General features: G+C 60.4%; 17 protein-coding genes. 1 reads left to right on the top strand and 16 read right to left on the bottom strand.

Annotated elements, in window-relative coordinates:
* Nucleotides 1-99: 99 nt before the first annotated feature.
* The 16 genes from EJA71_RS04510 to leuC all read right to left on the bottom strand — a co-directional run bounded on the left by EJA71_RS04510 (nucleotide 100) and on the right by leuC (nucleotide 18,659).
* Nucleotides 100-876, bottom strand: coding sequence for an SDR family oxidoreductase (locus EJA71_RS04510; RefSeq protein WP_158954661.1), 777 nt, complete (start codon nucleotides 874-876; stop codon nucleotides 100-102).
* A complete protein-coding gene (locus EJA71_RS04505; RefSeq protein WP_158954659.1) occupies nucleotides 873-2,084 on the bottom strand; it encodes an O-succinylhomoserine sulfhydrylase in 1,212 nt (403 codons plus the stop codon). Before EJA71_RS04505 ends, EJA71_RS04510 begins: the two co-directional genes overlap by 4 nt.
* A gap of 73 nt (nucleotides 2,085-2,157) precedes the next feature.
* Nucleotides 2,158-3,663, bottom strand: a complete 1,506-nt coding sequence (purF, locus tag EJA71_RS04500; RefSeq protein WP_007913462.1) for an amidophosphoribosyltransferase — start codon at nucleotides 3,661-3,663, stop codon at nucleotides 2,158-2,160.
* A 41-nt stretch (nucleotides 3,664-3,704) separates the two neighbouring features.
* On the bottom strand, nucleotides 3,705-4,265 hold the full coding sequence (locus EJA71_RS04495; RefSeq protein ID WP_039771589.1) for a CvpA family protein: 561 nt from the start codon (nucleotides 4,263-4,265) through the stop codon (nucleotides 3,705-3,707).
* A 98-nt stretch (nucleotides 4,266-4,363) separates the two neighbouring features.
* A complete protein-coding gene (locus tag EJA71_RS04490; RefSeq protein ID WP_158954657.1) occupies nucleotides 4,364-5,026 on the bottom strand; it encodes an SPOR domain-containing protein in 663 nt (220 codons plus the stop codon).
* Nucleotides 5,010-6,317, bottom strand: a complete 1,308-nt coding sequence (gene folC, locus EJA71_RS04485) for a bifunctional tetrahydrofolate synthase/dihydrofolate synthase (protein ID WP_158954655.1) — start codon at nucleotides 6,315-6,317, stop codon at nucleotides 5,010-5,012. Before folC ends, EJA71_RS04490 begins: the two co-directional genes overlap by 17 nt.
* A complete protein-coding gene (gene accD, locus EJA71_RS04480; protein WP_007913458.1) occupies nucleotides 6,314-7,234 on the bottom strand; it encodes an acetyl-CoA carboxylase, carboxyltransferase subunit beta in 921 nt (306 codons plus the stop codon). Before accD ends, folC begins: the two co-directional genes overlap by 4 nt.
* Nucleotides 7,235-7,438: 204 nt before the next feature.
* Nucleotides 7,439-8,065 (bottom strand): phosphoribosylanthranilate isomerase, encoded by a 627-nt coding sequence (locus EJA71_RS04475; protein ID WP_158954653.1) that lies wholly within the window; start codon nucleotides 8,063-8,065, stop codon nucleotides 7,439-7,441.
* Nucleotides 8,066-8,130: 65 nt separating this feature from the next.
* Nucleotides 8,131-8,955, bottom strand: a complete 825-nt coding sequence (truA, locus tag EJA71_RS04470) for a tRNA pseudouridine(38-40) synthase TruA (protein WP_178113651.1) — start codon at nucleotides 8,953-8,955, stop codon at nucleotides 8,131-8,133.
* Nucleotides 8,956-9,180: 225 nt separating this feature from the next.
* Complete coding sequence (locus tag EJA71_RS04465) at nucleotides 9,181-11,835, bottom strand: FimV/HubP family polar landmark protein (RefSeq protein WP_158954648.1); 2,655 nt, start codon at nucleotides 11,833-11,835, stop codon at nucleotides 9,181-9,183.
* Between the two features lie 208 nt (nucleotides 11,836-12,043).
* Complete coding sequence (locus tag EJA71_RS04460) at nucleotides 12,044-13,054, bottom strand: aspartate-semialdehyde dehydrogenase (protein ID WP_158954646.1); 1,011 nt, start codon at nucleotides 13,052-13,054, stop codon at nucleotides 12,044-12,046.
* A gap of 275 nt (nucleotides 13,055-13,329) precedes the next feature.
* Entirely contained in the window at nucleotides 13,330-14,442 is a 1,113-nt protein-coding gene (gene asd / locus EJA71_RS04455; RefSeq protein ID WP_007913448.1) for an aspartate-semialdehyde dehydrogenase, read from the bottom strand.
* 66 nt (nucleotides 14,443-14,508) lie between these two features.
* Nucleotides 14,509-15,591, bottom strand: a complete 1,083-nt coding sequence (leuB, locus tag EJA71_RS04450) for a 3-isopropylmalate dehydrogenase (protein ID WP_158954644.1) — start codon at nucleotides 15,589-15,591, stop codon at nucleotides 14,509-14,511.
* Between the two features lie 54 nt (nucleotides 15,592-15,645).
* Nucleotides 15,646-16,413, bottom strand: coding sequence for a class I SAM-dependent methyltransferase (locus EJA71_RS04445; RefSeq protein WP_158954642.1), 768 nt, complete (start codon nucleotides 16,411-16,413; stop codon nucleotides 15,646-15,648).
* Between the two features lie 172 nt (nucleotides 16,414-16,585).
* Nucleotides 16,586-17,230 (bottom strand): 3-isopropylmalate dehydratase small subunit, encoded by a 645-nt coding sequence (leuD, locus tag EJA71_RS04440; protein WP_007913445.1) that lies wholly within the window; start codon nucleotides 17,228-17,230, stop codon nucleotides 16,586-16,588.
* A 10-nt stretch (nucleotides 17,231-17,240) separates the two neighbouring features.
* Nucleotides 17,241-18,659, bottom strand: coding sequence for a 3-isopropylmalate dehydratase large subunit (gene leuC, locus EJA71_RS04435; RefSeq protein WP_158954640.1), 1,419 nt, complete (start codon nucleotides 18,657-18,659; stop codon nucleotides 17,241-17,243).
* 140 nt (nucleotides 18,660-18,799) lie between these two features.
* Here leuC and EJA71_RS04430 point away from each other — a divergent pair, with 140 nt between their 5' ends.
* Nucleotides 18,800-19,684, top strand: coding sequence for a LysR family transcriptional regulator (locus tag EJA71_RS04430; RefSeq protein WP_158954638.1), 885 nt, complete (start codon nucleotides 18,800-18,802; stop codon nucleotides 19,682-19,684).
* Nucleotides 19,685-19,719 lie beyond the last annotated feature (35 nt).

Raw genomic sequence — 19,719 nt, 5'->3', positions numbered from 1 at the left:
CAAGCTCGCTCCCACGGGGTATTGCATTCAAAATGTGGGGGCGAGCTTGCTCGCGAAGGCGTCAGTCCATTCAACGCAAATTCAGTAGAAAAAGGCGATCTACTCGCTATAGATCATCTTCTTGGTCATGCCGCCATCGACGACGAATTCCTGCCCGGTCACGAACCCGGCATTCCTCGACAGCAACCACGCGACCATCGCCGCCACATCCTCAACCGTCCCTACCCTGCCCGCTGGATGCTGGGCATGATCAGCATCGGCCAACGGCTCGGCTCGACGCGCAGAAGGATCGCGCGCATCGATCCAGCCCGGACTGACGGCGTTGACGCGAATCTCCGGCCCCAGGCTGATTGCCAGCGCATGCGTCAGCGCCAATAACCCACCCTTGCTCGCCGCATACGCCTCGGAGTCTGCCTCCGACTGCCGAGCGCGGGTCGAGGCCAGGTTGACGATCGAACCGTTGTGCGCGCGCAGATATGGCGCACAGTGCTTGGCCAGCAACATCGGCCCACTGAGGTTTACCGCCAACACGCGATTCCAGTACGCCAGATCGAGACTTTCCAACGTGATGTTGTGCGGATCGGCAACGGCCGCATTGCACACCAGCGCATCAAGACGACCAAACTGCCCCAACACTTCAGCGACACCCAGCGCCACCTGATCCTCATCGGCCACGTCCATCGCAATGAACCAGGCATTGTCGCCCAGCACCTTCGCGACTTTCGAACCGCGTGCGCGATCCAGATCCGTCAGCACCACCTGCCAGCCTTCGCTGATCAGCCACGCCGCGATCCCCAGACCGATACCGCGCGCGGCACCCGTGACCAGCGCGACGCGGCCATGGGTACCCGCTGTCGGCGTCGACAACTCGATCACAAAGCCGCCAGACCGCGCGCCAGATCGGCTTGCAGGTCAGCGACATCTTCCAGGCCGACCGCAATGCGGATCAGGCTGTCACGGATGCCCGCCGCTTCACGCTCTTGCGGCGCCAGACGACCGTGGGAAGTGGTGCTTGGGTGGGTGATGGTGGTTTTGCTGTCGCCGAGGTTGGCCGTGATCGAAATCAGGCGAGTGGCATCGATAAAGCGCCAGGCGCCTTCTTTGCCGCCCTTCACTTCGAAACTTACCACCGCACCGAAGCCCTTCTGCTGACGCTGAGCCAATTCATGCTGCGGATGGCTCTTGAGTCCGGCGTAATGCACCTTCTCGATGCCATCCTGCTGCTCCAGCCACTCGGCCAGCTCCTGGGCATTGGCGCAGTGCGCTTTCATTCGCAGGTTCAGGGTTTCCAGACCTTTGAGGAAGATCCACGCATTGAACGGGCTCAGGGTCGGCCCGGCAGTGCGCAGGAAGCCGACGATTTCTTTCATCTGCTCGCTGCGACCGGCCACCACCCCGCCCATGCAACGGCCCTGGCCGTCAATGAACTTGGTCGCCGAGTGCACGACGATGTCCGCACCCATTTTCAGCGGCTGCTGCAGTGCCGGCGTGCAGAAGCAGTTGTCGACCACCAGCATCGCGCCTTTGGCATGAGCGATTTCTGCCAATGCGGCGATATCAACCAGTTCAGCCAAAGGATTGGATGGCGACTCGACGAAGAGCAATTTGGTATTCGGCTTGATTGCCGCGTCCCAACCCGAAAGATCGGCCAGCGGCACGTAATCGACTTCCACGCCAAACCGCTTGAAGTACTTTTCGAACAGACTGATGGTCGAACCGAATACGCTGCGCGAGACCAGCACGTGATCGCCGGCACTGCACAGGCTCATCACTACTGCCAGAATCGCCGCCATGCCGGTTGCGGTCGCAACGGCTTGCTCGGCGCCTTCCAGCGCAGCAATGCGCTCTTCGAACGCACGCACGGTCGGGTTGGTGTAACGCGAGTAGACGTTGCCCGGCACTTCACCGGCAAAACGTGCTGCTGCATCGGCCGCCGTGCGGAACACGTAGCTGGAAGTGAAGAACATCGGATCACCGTGCTCACCTTCCGGCGTACGGTGCTGACCGGCACGTACGGCCAGGGTATCGAACGCTACGCCTTCAAGGTCGCTGTCCAGCCGACCGGCATCCCATTCCTGACTCATGCTGTCACTCCTTGCCCTGTTCTCGAAAATTAAAAGTCAGATACAAAACCGGCCCCTCAGGGCCGGTAGAAACTCAGTTGTTGTACAGATCGATGATCGCACTGACCGCCTGGGTCTTGATCTTCGAGGAGTCGTTACGCGCCTGCTCGATCTTGTTCAGGTAAGCCTCGTCGACGTCGCCGGTGACGTACTTGCCGTCGAACACCGCGCAGTCGAAGTTCTCGATCTTGATCTTGCCGCCACCGACCGCTTCGATCAAGTCAGGCAAGTCCTGATAGATCAACCAGTCAGCACCGATCAGATCCGCCACGTCCTGAGTCGAACGGTTGTGTGCGATCAGTTCGTGTGCACTCGGCATATCGATGCCGTAGACGTTCGGGAAGCGCACCGCCGGAGCAGCCGAGCAGAAGTAGACGTTCTTCGCGCCGGCTTCTCGGGCCATCTGGATGATCTGCTTGCAGGTGGTGCCCCGCACGATCGAGTCGTCGACCAGCATCACGTTCTTGCCGCGGAATTCCAGCTCGATGGCGTTGAGCTTTTGGCGTACCGACTTCTTGCGCGCCGCTTGGCCCGGCATGATGAAGGTACGGCCGATGTAACGGTTCTTGACGAAACCTTCGCGGAATTTCACGCCCAGGTGGTTGGCCAGTTCCAGTGCCGCGGTGCGACTGGTGTCCGGAATCGGGATGACCACGTCGATGTCGTGCTCTGGACGCTCGCGCAGGATTTTCTCGGCGAGTTTCTCACCCATGCGCAGACGGGCCTTGTAGACCGACACGCCGTCGATGATCGAGTCCGGACGCGCCAGGTAGACGTGTTCGAAGATGCACGGAGTCAGGGACGGGTTGGTCGCGCACTGACGAGTGTGCAGCTTGCCGTCTTCAGTGATGTAGACCGCTTCGCCCGGCGCCAGGTCGCGAATCAGGGTGAAACCGAGCACGTCCAGCGAAACGCTTTCCGAGGCGATCATGTACTCGACGCCTTCGTCGGTGTGACGCTGGCCGAACACGATTGGGCGGATGCCGTGCGGGTCACGGAAACCGACGATGCCGTAACCGGTCACCATGGCGACTACCGCGTAACCACCGACGCAACGGTTGTGCACGTCGGTCACGGCGGCAAACACGTCTTCTTCGGTTGGCTGCAGCTTGCCACGCTGGGCCAGCTCGTGAGCGAACACGTTCAGCAGTACTTCCGAGTCGGAACTGGTGTTGACGTGACGCAGATCGGATTCGTAGATCTCTTTGGCCAACTGTTCAACGTTGGTCAGGTTACCGTTGTGCGCCAGGGTGATGCCGTAAGGCGAGTTGACGTAAAACGGCTGGGCTTCGGCCGAGGTCGAGCTGCCCGCGGTCGGGTAACGGACGTGACCGATACCCATGTGGCCGACCAGACGCTGCATGTGACGCTGCTGGAACACGTCACGCACCAGGCCATTGTCCTTGCGCAGGAACAACCGGCCATCATGGCTGGTCACGATACCGGCAGCGTCCTGGCCGCGGTGCTGGAGCACGGTTAGCGCGTCATACAGCGCCTGATTGACGTTCGACTTACCGACGATACCGACGATGCCACACATGCGACGCAACCCCTACTTAATGGATCTGAACTGAACAACACTCACTGAGGCGTTTTCGCCGACGGCAAGAGTTGCTCCTTGAACGGAATATCAGCGGGTACGCTGATTCCGCTGGCAAGCCACTGACTGCTCCACCCGAGTATCAGGTTTTTGGACCAGTCGGCGACCAATAGAAACTTTGGTACGAGCTGTGATTCTTTCCACCACCCGTCCTGCTGTACCGGCCCCAGGCTCAACAGCCCGACCGCCACGACCACCAGCAACACGCCACGCGCAGCGCCGAAGGCCATGCCGAGGAATCGATCGGTCCCGGACAACCCGGTGACGCGTACCAACTCGCCGATAAGATAATTGATCATTGCGCCCACGATCAGTGTGGCGACAAACATGATGGCACAGCCCGCGATCACGCGAGCCGATGGGGTTTCGATGTATCCGGCGAGGTACTCGGACAGTGAACCACCGAACATCCAGGCGACGGCTCCTGCGATGATCCAGGTCACCAGCGATAATGCTTCCTTGACGAAGCCGCGGCTCAAACTGATCAAAGCGGAGATGGCGATGATTGCAACGATCGCCCAGTCAACCCAGGTAAATGGCACAGTGCAGCCTACAGACGGATAAGGCGGCGCATTTTAGCAGAGCGCATGCCTCTCGGTAAGCTGCGATTGTCAGTGCATTTCAATCGAGGCGATAGTTTTTAGCCGCGTTCGGGCTGGAAGCGCACAACGAAACCCTTGAGGTTCTGCTGACGACCCAACAGATCACGCAAACGATCGGCTTCGGCGCGCTCGATCAGCGGTCCGACAAACACCCGATTCTTGCCATCGGCCGAACGGATATAGGCGTTATAGCCTTGGCTGCGCAGGGTCTTCTGCAGACTTTCGGCACTGGCGCGACTCGACAGACTGGCCAGTTGCACCGACCAGCTCACCGACAGGCCATTGGCATCGACGCGGCTTTGCGTGGTGTCGGGCTTGCTCGCTGCGGCGCTCGGCCCAGCGGTGATCGGCTGCGCAGGCGCAGGAATCGGTTTCGAGGTTGGCGGCGGCGTGGCTGGCTTGACGATCTGTGCAGGCACTACCGGCGCGGCTGCCGCCGGTGCCGAAGGCGCTTCTTGTTCGGCGACCTCGTCATCGGTTGGCACGGGCTCTTGCGGCAAGGCTTGCGGCTCAGGCACGGCGACCGTTTCCATCTGAATTTGCGGCATGGCAGGCGCCTGTGGAGCGGCCGGGACCTCAACGGTCACCTGACGCTGTTCATCCTGACGCGAAAACAGCATAGGCAGGAAAATCACCGCCAGCGCCACCAGCACCAAAGCGCCAACCATGCGCTGCTTGTACGCTTTATCCAGCAAAGCCATTTGCCGCTTCCTCCGTGGAGCGCCGGGCCAGCCATTCAAGGGCCTCGGCGACACAATAAAATGATCCGAACAACAGAATCTCGTCGTCACTGGTGGCCACGGCGCACTGCCCTTCCAGAGCGGCGGCGACACTCTCGTAAGACGTGACCGACGCACCAAGATTCTGCAATGCCGTTTGTAATTCAGCTACCGGGCGAGCTCGCGGCGAATCCAGCGGCGCCACCGCCCAGTGCGCGACACTAGCACTCAATTCGCCGACAACACCATCCAGATCCTTGTCAGCCAGCAGACCAAACACTGCCAGGCGCTTGCCAACCGGCGGCCGCGCAGCCAAACGACGGGCCAGATACTCGGCGGCGTGGGGATTGTGACCTACATCCAGCAACACATTAAGGCGCTTGCCATTCCAATCGAACGAACGGCGATCCAGGCGCCCTACTACGCGTGTCGCCAGCAAAGCGGCGACGATCTGCTGCGCATCCCACGGCAAACCGAGCAGCAGATAGGCCTGCAACGCCAGCGCGGCGTTTTCCATCGGCAGATCGAGCAGCGGCAAGTCATGCAGCTCAACAGCCATACCTTGCGCATCGGTGCCGCGCCACTGCCAGTGCTGATCGGTGATGCCAAGGTCGAAATCGCGTCCACGCAGGAAGAACGGACAGGCCAGTTCACGCGCCTTGTCGAGCAACGGTTGCGGAGGATTCAGATCGCCACACAGGGCAGGCTTGCCCTGACGGAAAATCCCGGCCTTTTCGAAAGCCACGGATTCGCGGGTGTCGCCCAGATAATCGGCGTGATCGACGCCAATACTGGTGACCAACGCGATATCGGCATCCACCACGTTGACCGTGTCGAGACGCCCGCCCAGCCCGACTTCCAGCACCACCGCATCGAGTCCAGCCTGTTGAAACAGCCAGAACGCCGCGAGGGTGCCCATTTCGAAGTAAGTCAGGGAAGTGTCGCCGCGCCCGGCCTCGACCGCAGCAAAGGCTTCGCACAGCTGCGCGTCAGTGGCTTCGACGCCATTGAGCTGCACCCGCTCGTTGTAACGCAGCAGGTGCGGAGAATTGTAGACACCGACGCTCAGGCCCTGCGCGCGCAGCAATGAAGCCACGAAAGCGCAGGTCGAACCCTTGCCGTTGGTGCCGGTGACCGTGATCACCCGAGGCGCCGGCTGGCCCAGCCCCATGCGGGACGCTACCTGTTGTGAACGCTCCAGGCCCATGTCGATGGCCGATGGATGCAACTGCTCAAGGTAGGCGAGCCATTCGCCAAGGGTGCGCTCGGTCATAGGCCAGCAGGTACCGGTGGAACCACGATCGGCTCGATTGGCGCGGCGACGAATTTCGGCGTCGGCTTGCCGGTCATCTGTGCCAGCAAGTTACCCAGACGTGGGCGCAGCTCCTGACGGTGGATGATCATGTCGATCGCACCGTGTTCCAGCAGGAATTCACTGCGCTGGAAGCCTTCCGGCAGTTTTTCACGCACGGTTTGCTCGATAACACGTGGACCGGCGAAACCGATCAGGGCTTTCGGCTCACCGACGATCACGTCGCCGAGCATCGCCAGACTCGCGGAAACACCGCCGTAGACCGGGTCGGTCAGCACGGAGATGAACGGAATGCCTTCTTCACGCAGACGCGCCAGTACGGCGGAAGTCTTGGCCATCTGCATCAGCGAGATCAGCGCTTCCTGCATGCGCGCACCGCCGGAAGCGGCGAAGCAGATCATCGGGCAGCGGTTTTCCAGGGCGTAGTTGGCAGCGCGCACGAAGCGCTCACCAACGATGGCCCCCATCGAACCGCCCATGAAGGCAAATTCGAACGCCGAAACCACCACTGGCATGCCCAGCAAAGTGCCGCTGACGGAGATCAGCGCGTCTTTTTCGCCAGTCTGCTTTTGGGCAGCGGTCAGGCGATCCTTGTACTTCTTGCCGTCGCGGAATTTCAGACGGTCAACCGGCTCCAGATCAGCGCCCAGTTCGTTGCGACCTTCGGCATCGAGGAAGATGTCGATACGCGCACGTGCGCCGATGCGCATGTGGTGGTTGCACTTGGGGCAAACGTCCAGGGTCTTTTCCAGCTCTGGACGATACAGCACCGCCTCGCAAGACGGACACTTGTGCCACAGACCTTCAGGGACCGAGCTCTTCTTGACCTCGGAACGCATGATCGAAGGGATCAGTTTGTCTACTAACCAGTTGCTCATGCTTTTTTTCTCCAGTACCGGCGGCCCGAACGCTCTGGTTCGCAGCCCCGCGTATGCCCTTCAGCTAAATTCATGTGTGTGGCGATGGTCGGTGGACAGCCACGGTCAGCGCGAAACATGACCTGCGTGCTATCCCCAAACCCTCAGCCGCGCCTGCTTTGTGCAAGTGCATTGATGGACGGCGGCAGACTGCCAGCCGTCACATCAATATGGAGCTTTGCGTGTAGCGTTGATGAATGCACGAATCTTTGCGTGATCCTTGATGCCTTTGCTCGCTTCTACGCCACCACTGACGTCCACCGCGTAGGGTTTCACCCGCGCTACGGCGTCTGCGACATTCTCCGGAGTCAGACCACCCGCGAGAATCAACGGCTTGCTCAAACGTTGCGGAATCAATGACCAGTCGAATGCCTCACCGGTTCCGCCGGGTACGCCTTCGACGTAGGTATCGAGCAGCACGCCGCTGGCACTCGGGTAAGCATCAACGGCTGCAGCAATGTCATCACCGGCCTTGACCCGCAGCGCCTTTATATAAGGACGATGCCAGCCCTCACAGTCTTCAACGACTTCATCGCCATGGAACTGCAGCAGATCCAGCGGCACGGCATCGAGGATTTCCCCCAACTCGCAGCGGCTGGCGTTGACGAACAGGCCCACCGTGGTCACGAACGGCGGCAACGCTTTGATGATCGCGCGTGCCTGCTGCACAGTCACCGCCCGTTGACTCTTGGCGTAAAACACAAAACCGATCGCATCAGCCCCGGCTTCGACGGCGGCCAACGCATCTTCTATGCGGGTAATGCCGCAGATCTTGCTGCGAACGGCTGACATGTCGAGAAAAACTCCAAGGCAAAATCCGGGAAAGTCCCGGATGGTAACAAAAGCGTTCGAGGGCGTCAGCCGTCAAGTTCGGAGAAACCCGTAAGGAAATGTGGCCCGATAAAACGCTCGGGCAACGGGAATTCGTCGTGGTACTCGACCTGGACCAGATACAAGCCGTACGGATGCGCGGTCACGCCGCCGGAGCGGCGCTCGCGGCTTTCCAGCACTTCCTTCATCCATTCGACTGGACGCTCGCCCGCACCGATGGTCATCAGAACGCCAGCGATGTTGCGCACCATGTGATGCAAAAAGGCATTGGCGCGGATGTCGAGCACGATCATCTTGCCGTGACGGGTCACGCGCAGGTGGTGCATCTTCTTGATCGGCGACTTGGCTTGGCACTGACCGGCTCGGAAGGCGCTGAAATCGTGGGTTCCGATGAGGTACTGCGCGGCCTCGGCCATGCGCTCGGCATCCAGCGGCCGGTGATTCCAGGTGATTTCTTCATTGAGATGCGCCGGGCGAATCTGATCGTTGTAGATCACGTAGCGATAGCGCCGGGCGATGGCTTTGAACCGCGCATGAAAATGCGCCGGCATCACCCGCGCCCAGCTGACACTGATGTCGTGGGGCAGATTGATGTTGGCACCCATGACCCAGGCTTTCAGCGAGCGATCGACGGTGGTATCAAAATGCACCACCTGTCCGCAGGCATGCACGCCGGCATCTGTGCGCCCGGCGCACTGCAAGGAGACCGGCGAGTTGGCGACTTTCGACAAGGCTTTTTCGAGTTCCTCCTGCACCGTTTTCACACCGGTCAGCTGACGCTGCCAGCCGCTGTAGCGCGAGCCTTTGTACTCAACGCCCAGCGCTACGCGGTAAAAGCCCTCGGGGGCCATTTCGGCGACCGGGTTATCTATGTTTGCCAAGGTGGGACAGCCTGCTGTTTTTGCAAAGGCGGGCATTATAAGGCCTCAAGATCAAAAGATCGCAGCCTTCGGCAGCTCCTACACAGAAATCCGCGTTTCCCTGTAGGAGCCGCCGAAGGCTGCGATCTTTGATCTTAAAAACCAAACAAAAACGGCAGCCTCTGTGGGCTGCCGTTTCGTTTACCGCTGGACTGATTACAAGCTTGAGAGCATGTCCTTGGCTTCGCCACGCTGCTTCTCGTCACCCTCGGTCAACACTTCGTTGAGGATGTCGCGTGCACCGTCGGCGTCGCCCATGTCGATGTAGGCTTGCGCCAGATCGAGTTTGGTGGCTGCTTCATCGGTGCCAGCGAGGAAGTCGAAATCATCTTCGCCAAGATCATCCCCCTTCATTGCATCGGCCTCGGTGAAGGTCGGCTCGGCAATGCTCTGCGACAGACGATCCAGCTCGGCGTTGACGTCATCCAGTTCTGCTGAGAAAGCGTCAGGCTCAGCCGCCGGGTTGCTGTCCATTTCATCGGCCAGCGACAGATCGAAATCGGCCGGTAACTCCAGATCATCCTGCGGCACGTCAGCCACGACCGGTGGCTCGACCGGCGGCAGATCCTTCACGCCCTCATCCAGATCCAGCATGAAGTCATCTTCAGCCAGCGTGGCCGGCGATGGCTCAGCGCCGAGGTCCAGATCCAGGTCGAAGTCCGACAGATCGTCGAGATTCTCTTTGATGTCGGTCTGTTGCTGCAGCACCGACTCAAAGCTCAGGTCATCGTCAGACGGGAATTCATCCAGCTCGACCGGTGCTTCTGGCTCAACGACCGGCGCGGGCTCCACCGGCGTAATGTTGTCAAGATCGTCGAGGCTCAGGTCAAACGCGCTGTCCAGATCGTCTTCCTGAGGCGCCGGCGCAGGTGCTTCCGGTTCGTCCAGCAACAGTTCCTTGACGTACTGCGCGTCCAGTTCGGCAGCGACGGCAGCCGCCGCCAGACCACTGACAACAACGGCAGCCATCGCCGGGAAGCGGCTTTTCAGCTCTTCAACTTTGGCGAAGTTGTCGCCGTTGGCCACCAGTTGACGTTCCTGGCCGACGAACGCATCACGGTCGCCCTGCTGACCGTAGACTTCCATCAATTTCAAACGCAGATCGCTGCGCTGTGGCTCCAGGCTGACGCCCTCTTCCAGCAGTGCGGCGGCCTGATTCAGGCGACCGGCATTGATGTGCGATTGGGCTTTGTCCAGCACGTCATCAGAACGCTCGGCGGCCGGCGCCACCAGCGGCGCAGCAATCGGTTCGGCCATGACCACTGGCGCCACGACTACCGGAGCGGGAGCAGGCGCAGGCGCCGGGGTGTTGAGCTTGACGCTCGCTGCCGGCGTTTCCAGACCTGCGAAGCTGCTTTCCGGCAGGTCCTGCTCGGCGGAGAACTCTTGTTCTTCGGCCAGTGCACGCGCCATGCGCACATGCTTCTCGGCTTCCTGCTGAGCTTTGCGGCGACGCGCCAACAGCAACAGCAGGAGCAGCAGAACCACCGCACCGCCGCCGATCAACCCCAAGAGGATCGGATTGGTCAGCAGTTCGTTGAAAGTCTTTTCATCGTCAGCGGCAGGCTTGGTTTCGACAACCGGCTCGACCACCGGCTCAACCGTAGTTTCGGCAGGTGGAGCAATGGCAGATTCCGGCGTCGGCGAAGCTGGGGCAGCTTCTGCCGGCGTGGCGGGCGGGGTCGCGGCCAGCTCAGCCGTGATTGCCGGAACAGGCGCTACTGCGCCGTTTGCGCCCGGCGCTGCGCCCGAACCTTCAGCCTGCAACTTCGCCAGTTGATTGTTCTTCAGTTCGATCAGCTTTTGCAGTTTGTCCAACTGGCTCTGCAGATCGGTCATGCGGCTTTTCAGTTCCTCGTTGTCACGACGGGTCGTGTCGAGGCTTTCCTGAGTGACCGCGAGCTTGTTGCTCAGTGCTTTGGCATCACCCGCCGGGCCCTTGCCGCGCGCCTTGGCGCTTTCGGCGGAGACCAGACTCAGATTGTCCTGGGCGTTCTGCGCCGCGCCAGTGTTGCCGCGACCCCGATTGGTGGCATCGAGTTGCTGCTGACCGGCGCCTGGCTTCGCCACATAGCGACGGCCCGAGCGCCAGGCTTCGTTCTGCGCCGCGACCTCGGCAATTGCCTTGGACTGCGGCAGCGCAGTGCTTTGCACGGCGTCCGGCATGCGCAGCACCTGGCCGGTTTTCAGGCGGTTGATGTTGCCGCCGATGAACGCATCCGGGTTCAGCGCCTGAATGGCCAGCATGGTCTGCTGCACCGAACCGCCGGTGCGCGCTTTCGCGGCGATTTCCCACAGGGTATCGCGCGGCGTGGTGGTGTATTGCGTTGGGTGCGTGGCGCCAGTGGTCGGCGCGGCGATGGTCTGCGACGGCGCCGGTTGCGCGGCGGCGTCAGCGGTCTGTGGCGAGAACTTCGATGGGTCCAGCAGCACGCTGTAATCGCGCAGCAGACGACCGTTCGGCCACATCACCTGCACGAGGAATTTCACCATCGGTTCCGATAGCGGCTTGCTCGACGTCACGCGCAGCACGCTTTTGCCGCTGGCGTTGAGCACCGGGGTGAAGGTCAGATCGTTGAGGAAGGCCTGGCGATCAACGCCGGCCTTGGCGAAATCTTCGGGTGAAGCCAGGCTCGGCACCACTTCGGCGGCGGTGAGATCCTTGACGTCGAGCAGCTCGATCTCGGCCACCAGCGGCTGGTTCAGGGTCGACTTCAGGGTCAGCTCCCCGAGCCCGAGGGCATGCGCCATACCGGAGGACAGCGCCGAGGCGGCCGCTATTGCTAACACCAGTTTGCGAACTTGAACCATAGCCTCATCCTTTGTTTGAACGTTCCTCGGCCAGCGAGAAGATATTGATAGTCGCTGCCGTAAGGCATTGCGCGCGACGACGACAGATGTCGCGCGCGATCATTTCTTTGATGCCCCGGAAAGTCCCGGAGGGTGACACGTTATCCAGCGCTCCGGGCAAGCATAGCGCTCACCTAGAATCAGTCGACAAATTGTTGCCAAGTATCTTTTACAGCAGGTCTTTTATCAACAATTCAGCTACCTGCACAGCGTTAAGGGCCGCGCCTTTGCGTACGTTATCTGACGTCAGCCAGAGATTAAGTTCCGCCGGGTCGTCGACTCCGTTGCGCACGCGCCCGACATAGACCACGTCCTGCCCTACCGCGTCACCCACGGCGGTCGGATAATCACCGGCCTCGACCAGCTCAATACCCGGCGCATCTTCAAGTGCCGCGTTGACTTTTTCCAGGTCGACAGCACGCTTTGACTGCAAGGTCACGCTAAAGCTATCGCCAAAAAACACCGGGGCTTGAACGCAAGTTGCGGAAATCTTCAAAGAAGGCTGCGCGAGCACCTGACGCAACTCGCGCACCAGACGTTTTTCCAGCAGCGTATGGCCTTGTGCGTCAGGCGTGCCGACCTGCGCCAGCAGGTTGAAAGCCATCTGCCGATCAAAGAAGGTTGGCTCCAGCGGGCGCATGTTGAGCAGCTCGGCGGTCTGCCGCGCCAACTCGGTCACGGCTTCACGACCTTGTGCGGACACGGCGAGATTGGCGGTGACGTTGACATATTGCAGGTCGATCAAATCGAGCAGCGGCGCCAGCACCACGGCGAGCGAAGTGGCCGATGGGCTTGGGCTGCTGACTTGAAACGGTGCTTTCAAACTGGCGAGCACTTCGGCGTTGGCTTCCGGCACGATTTGCGGCGCCTGCTCGGCCGGCAGCGCGCCGGACAGGTCTATCAGCGAGCAACCAGCGGCATGGGCACGCGCGGCGTAGCTTAGGGTGATGGCCGGGCCGGCGGCGAAAAACACCAGTTTGACCTTGCTGAAATCGAACTCGTCGACTTCGCGAACGCGCACGTTCTTGTTGCGGAACAGCACCGAGCTGCCCGCAGACTCGCTGCTCGCCAGCAGGTGCAGGTTGCCGACCGGAAAGTCGCGTTCTTCGAGAATCTGTACGAGGGTTTCGCCGACAGTACCGGTGGCGCCGATCACGGCAATATCTAGGGTCTGGGTCATGGTGCGAGCCTCTGGCGAAACGGGGGGAGCGGCACTTTACCGGGTGACTGGCGCACAGGCAATTTCTGCCGGGATTTGCGGGGCCTGCACCGGCCTCATCGCTGGCAAGCCAGCTCCCACAGTGGGCGGTGTGATGCACAGATTTTATGTACTCCAGAAATCCCTGTGGGAGCTGGCTTGCCAGCGATGGGGCCAGAACAGACTGCAGAAAAACCCCAGGCATAAAAAAACCCGCACCTCTTTCAAGGCACGGGCTCTTTCATTGCTTCAAGCGATCAACGCTCCAGCAAGATCCGCAGCATGCGACGCAGCGGTTCGGCCGCGCCCCACAGCAGTTGGTCGCCGACGGTGAAGGCACCGACGAACTGCGAACCCATGTTCAGCTTGCGCAGACGGCCGACCGGAACATTCAGGGTGCCGGTGACCTTGGTCGGGCTCAGCTCCTGCATGCTGATTTCGCGCTGGTTCGGAACCAGTTTGACCCAAGGGTTGTGCTGGCTGATCAAACCTTCGATATCCGCGATTGGCACGTCTTTGTTCAGCTTGATGGTCAGCGCCTGGCTGTGGCAACGCATGGCGCCGATGCGCACGCAGATGCCGTCGACCGGGATCGGGCTCTTGAAGCGACCGAGGATCTTGTTGGTCTCGGCCTGAGCTTTCCACTCTTCGCGGCTCTGGCCGTTTGGCAGTTCCTTGTCGATCCAAGGGATCAGGCTGCCGGCCAGCGGTACGCCGAAGTTTTCGGTCGGGTACGCTTCGCTGCGCATGGCATCAGCAACACGGCGATCGATGTCGAGGATCGCGCTGGCCGGATCGGCCAGTTGATCGGCAACAGCGGCGTGGGTCGCGCCCATTTGCTTGATCAGTTCACGCATGTTCTGCGCGCCGGCACCGGAGGCCGCCTGATAGGTCATGGCGCTCATCCACTCGACCAGACCGGCTTCGAACAGACCGCCCAGGCCCATCAGCATCAGGCTGACGGTGCAGTTGCCGCCGATGTAGTTCTTGGTGCCCGCGTCGAGCTGCTGGTCGATGACCTTGCGGTTGACCGGATCGAGAATGATCACTGCGTCATCGTTCATGCGCAGGCTCGAGGCCGCGTCGATCCAGTAACCCTGCCAGCCGGCTTCGCGCAGCTTGGGGAACACTTCGCTGGTGTAGTCGCCGCCCTGGCAGGTCAGAATCACGTCGAGGGTCTTCAGCTCATCAATGCTGTAAGCATCCTTGAGCGGAGCAATGTCCTTGCCCACGGACGGGCCTTGGCCACCGACGTTGGAAGTGGTGAAAAACACCGGCTCGATTAGATCGAAATCCTGCTCTTCCAGCATCCGCTGCATGAGCACGGAACCGACCATCCCGCGCCAACCGATCAGACCTACACGTTTCATCGCAACTACACCTTCTTGAAAAGTGGGCCGCTGCTTTGTATTGAATTTCGCAGCGGGCCCGAGAGATTACAGATTCCGCAGCGCGGCGACTACTGCGTCGCCCATTTCCTGCGTACCGACTTTGGTGCAACCGGCCGAATAGATGTCGCCAGTGCGCAGACCTTGGTCGAGCACGACGCTGACGGCTTTTTCGATGGCATCAGCCGCATCCTGCAGATTGAAGCTGTAACGCAGCATCATCGATACCGACAGAATGGTCGCCAACGGGTTGGCGATGCCTTTGCCGGCGATGTCCGGCGCCGAACCGTGGCAAGGCTCGTACATGCCCTTGTTGTGGGTGTCCAGCGAGGCCGAGGGCAGCATGCCGATGGAACCAGTGAGCATCGAGGCCTGGTCGGAGAGGATGTCGCCGAACATGTTGTCGGTGACGATCACGTCGAACTGCTTCGGTGCACGCACCAGCTGCATGGCGGCGTTGTCGACGTACATGTGGCTCAGTTCGACTTCAGGGTAATCCTTGGCCACTTCTTCGACGATTTCACGCCACAGTTGGCTGGACGCCAGCACGTTGGCCTTGTCCACCGAGCAGAGTTTCTTGCCACGCACCATGGCCATGTCGAAACCGACACGGGCGATGCGGCGGATTTCGCTTTCGCTGTACGGCAGCGTGTCGTAGGACTGACGCTCGCCGTTTTCCAGAGTGCGGGTGCCGCGCGGTGCGCCGAAGTAGATGCCACCGGTCAGCTCACGAACGATCAGGATGTCCAGGCCGGCAACGATTTCCGGCTTCAGGCTCGAAGCCTCGGCCAGTTGCGGGTACAGAATCGCCGGACGCAGGTTGCCAAACAGGCCCAGTTGCGCACGGATTTTCAGCAGGCCGCGCTCAGGGCGGATATCACGCTCGATAGTGTCCCATTTCGGGCCACCAACGGCGCCGAGCAGTACGGCGTCGGCAGCGCGGGCACGGTCGAGGGTTTCGTCGGCCAGCGGCACGCCGTGCTTGTCGATGGCGGCGCCACCGATCAGGTCATGGCTCAGCTCGAAGCCCAGGCTGTACTTGTCGTTGGCCAGTTCCAGCACCTTGACCGCTTCGGCCATGATTTCCGGACCAATACCGTCACCTGGGAGAATCAGAATCTGCTTGCTCATGCTTTCCTCGTGTCTTCAGTCGGTGCGCCATCTCAGGCGCGCCCGGAAAAATTCTTAGCGCTCAGCCATCAGTACGATTACATCTGTACTGAACGAGCCGTCGGCATCGATCTCAAAATATTCGCGCACTTCGTTGCCCATCGACTGCTGCAACTGGCGGATCGCCGCACGCATCACTTCGGGTGTGCGCATGCGCTCAACCCAGGTGGTGTACTCCAGACGCAGGCGCTGCCGCGTGGTACTACGCACATGCAAACCGGCTTCGCTGACCTGACGCAGCCATTCAGCGGCAGAATAATCGCGCACATGGCTGGTGTCGCGCAGCACTTCGACGCTTTGCAGGTAAGTGTCGAACAACGGACTGCCCGGTGACAACACATCCACGAACGCCGCCACACCGCCCGGCTTCAGCACCCGGCGCACTTCGCGCAGGGCCACGCCGAGATCGCTCCAGTGATGCGCCGAATAACGGCTGAACACGAAGTCGAACTCGCCATCGGCAAACGGCAGACGCTCGGCGGCGCCGTTGACCGTGGCAATGTTGCTCATGCCGCGATCAATCGCAGCGGCGGCGACCACGTCGAGCATTTGCTGCGACAGGTCGTAGGCGACTACTTCCTTGACCAGCGGTGCAACGTGGAAACTGACGTGCCCGGCGCCGCAACCCAGGTCCAGCACCCGCGCCTCGCCCTGCCCGGCCAGCTCAGCTTGTAGCAGTGCGAATTCGGTGCCTTGAGCGTGAACGGCGCTGCTCAGGTAGGCGGCGGCCTGTTCACCGAATTGCTTTTGTACGACCTGAGTGTGTTGGGCGGTGCTGGTCATGGGACTTCTTCCTTTTTAGGGTGAGTCTTGTAGTGCTTTTGAGTGCCTCATCGCTGGCAAGTCGAATCGTCGCACCGCAGCTCCCACAGGTTTTGCTAACACCGCAAATTACTGTGGGAGCTGGCTTGCCAGCGATGGGGCCGGCCCTGCCTACATCAATTCCAAATCTTGCTTATGCGTCGCGGAACAACCACGGCTGGCTAACCCGATGTTTGGCCTCAAACGTCGCAATCGCATCGCCGTCCTGCAAGGTCAAACCGATATCGTCCAGACCGTTCAACAGGCAATGCTTGCGGAACGCATCGATCTCAAAGCTGTACACCTTGCCATCCGGACGGGTCACGGTCTGCGCCTGCAGATCGACCTGCAACTGATAACCCGGCTCGGCCTCGACCTGCTTGAACAACTCATCGACTTCAGCGTCGCTCAAGATGATCGGCAGCAAGCCGTTCTTGAAGCTGTTGTTGAAGAAGATGTCGGCGTAGCTCGGCGCGATGATGCTACGGAAACCGTATTCTTCCAGCGCCCACGGCGCGTGTTCACGGCTGGAACCGCAACCGAAGTTCTCGCGGGCCAGCAACACGCTGGCGCCTTGGTAACGCTCGGCGTTGAGGACGAAGTCCTTGTTCAGCGGACGCTTGGAGTTGTCCTGATACGGTTGCCCGACATCGAGGTAACGCCATTCGTCGAACAGGTTCGGGCCGAAACCGGTGCGCTTGATCGACTTCAAAAACTGTTTCGGAATGATTTGGTCAGTGTCGACGTTGGCACGATCCAAAGGCGCGACAAGTCCAGTGTGCTGGGTAAAAGCTTTCATGCTGCGCTCCTTAAATCAATTCACGAACGTCGATGAAACGACCGTTCACCGCTGCCGCCGCCGCCATGGCCGGGCTGACGAGGTGGGTACGGCCACCGGCGCCCTGACGGCCTTCGAAGTTACGGTTGGACGTCGAGGCGCAATGTTCGCCGGACTCCAAACGGTCCGGGTTCATCGCCAGGCACATCGAGCAACCCGGCTCACGCCATTCGAAACCGGCCTCGAGGAAAATCTTGTCGAGACCCTCGGCCTCAGCCTGCGCTTTAACCAGACCCGAACCCGGCACCACGATCGCTTGCTTGATGGTTGAAGCAACTTTACGACCCTTGGCGATCACCGCCGCAGCACGCAAGTCTTCGATCCGCGAGTTGGTGCAGGAGCCGATAAACACGCGATCGAGCTGAATGTCGGTGATCGCCTGATTGGCGGTCAAACCCATGTATTTCAGAGCACGGACGATCGAGTCGCGTTTGACCAGATCCATTTCTTTGGCCGGATCCGGCACGTTCTGATCAACGGCCAAAACCATCTCAGGGGAAGTACCCCAGCTGACTTGCGGCTTGATCTGCGCAGCGTCGAGTTCGACGACGGTGTCGAATTTGGCATCCGCGTCGGAAACCAGGCCTTTCCAGGCTTCAACGGCCATGTCCCATTCCGCGCCTTTCGGAGCAAATGGACGGCCCTTCACGTAATCGACAGTCTTCTGATCCGCTGCCACCAGGCCAACGCGGGCGCCGGCTTCGATGGACATGTTGCAGATGGTCATGCGGCCTTCGACGGACAAGTCGCGGATCGCGCTGCCAGCGAATTCGATGGCGTGGCCGTTACCGCCAGCGGTGCCGATCTTGCCGATCACCGCGAGGACGATGTCCTTGGCGGTCACGCCGAACGGCAATTGCCCTTCAACGCGAACCAGCATGTTTTTCATTTTCTTGGCCACCAGGCACTGAGTGGCAAGCACATGCTCAACCTCGGAAGTGCCGATACCGTGAGCCAAAGCGCCGAACGCGCCATGGGTCGAGGTGTGCGAGTCGCCGCAGACCACGGTCATGCCCGGCAAGGTTGCACCCTGCTCCGGGCTGATCACGTGGACGATGCCTTGGCGAACGTCGTTCATCTTGAATTCGACGATGCCGTATTCATCGCAGTTGTCGTCGAGGGTCTGAACCTGCAAACGCGAGACCTGGTCGGCAATGGCTTCAATGCCGCCCTTGCGCTCTGGAGTCGTCGGTACGTTGTGGTCCGGGGTCGCGATGTTGGCATCAATGCGCCAAGGCTTGCGCCCGGCCAGACGCAGGCCTTCGAAGGCTTGCGGCGAGGTCACTTCGTGAATGATGTGACGATCGATGTAGATCAGCGCAGAGCCATCGTCGCGCTGCTTGACCAAGTGCGAATCCCAGAGCTTGTCGTAGAGCGTTTTGCTGGCCATCAGACGGTTCCTCATCAGCTTGTTTCTATGCCCTGGGCTTATCAATAACCCTTTGGCTTGTGAGGCCGATCCTATGGGGTTAGATTAAATAACTCAAATTCATATTTTTTATGCTTTGGATAACCAACTGGAATACGAACATGGATCTGGCCAACCTCAACGCTTTTATCGCCATCGCCGAGACCGGCAGCTTCTCCGGCGCCGGCGAACGGCTGCACCTGACGCAGCCTGCCATCAGCAAACGCATCGCCGGGCTGGAGCAACAATTGAAGGTGCGTCTGTTTGATCGGCTCGGTCGGGAAGTCGGTCTGACCGAGGCTGGCCGCGCCCTGCTGCCTCGGGCCTATCAGATTCTCAACGTGCTCGACGACACCCGCCGCGCCCTGACCAATCTGACCGGTGAAGTCAGCGGGCGCCTGACCCTGGCCACCAGTCACCACATCGGCCTGCACCGTTTGCCGCCGCTGTTAAGGGAATTCACCCGCCGTTACCCACAAGTGGCGCTGGATATTCAGTTCCTCGATTCGGAAGTGGCCTACGAGGAAATTCTCCATGGTCGCGCCGAATTGGCAGTCATCACCCTCGCCCCGGAACCCCACACACTGGTCAAAGCCACGCCAGTGTGGGACGACCCGCTGGATTTCGTAGTCGCCCCAGAGCATTCGCTGATCAATAACGGCGCCGTCAGTCTGGCGGACATTGCCGGTCATCCGGCGGTTTTCCCCGGCGGCAACACCTTTACCCACCATATTGTCCAACGCTTGTTCGAGGCCCAAGGCCTGGCGCCGAACATCGCCATGAGCACCAACTATCTGGAAACCATCAAGATGATGGTCTCGATTGGCCTCGCCTGGAGCGTTTTGCCACGGACCATGCTCGATGAACAGGTGGCAAGCATCGCATTGCCGGGCATACAGCTCAGTCGCCAGCTAGGCTATATCCTGCACACCGAACGGACGCTATCGAATGCGGCAAGAGCCTTCATGGCATTGCTGGATGCACAAATCGATTTGCCAGGGACTTAAGGCCTACTTGTGCTACTCCTATAGAGCCGCTGCCC

Origin of the sequence: Pseudomonas sp. PB106 (genome assembly GCF_009764645.1) — a bacterium.
In the GTDB taxonomy this organism is placed as follows: domain Bacteria; phylum Pseudomonadota; class Gammaproteobacteria; order Pseudomonadales; family Pseudomonadaceae; genus Aquipseudomonas.
The sequence above is the reverse complement of the archived record's forward strand: the minus strand, read 5'-3'. Positions and strand labels throughout refer to the sequence as shown.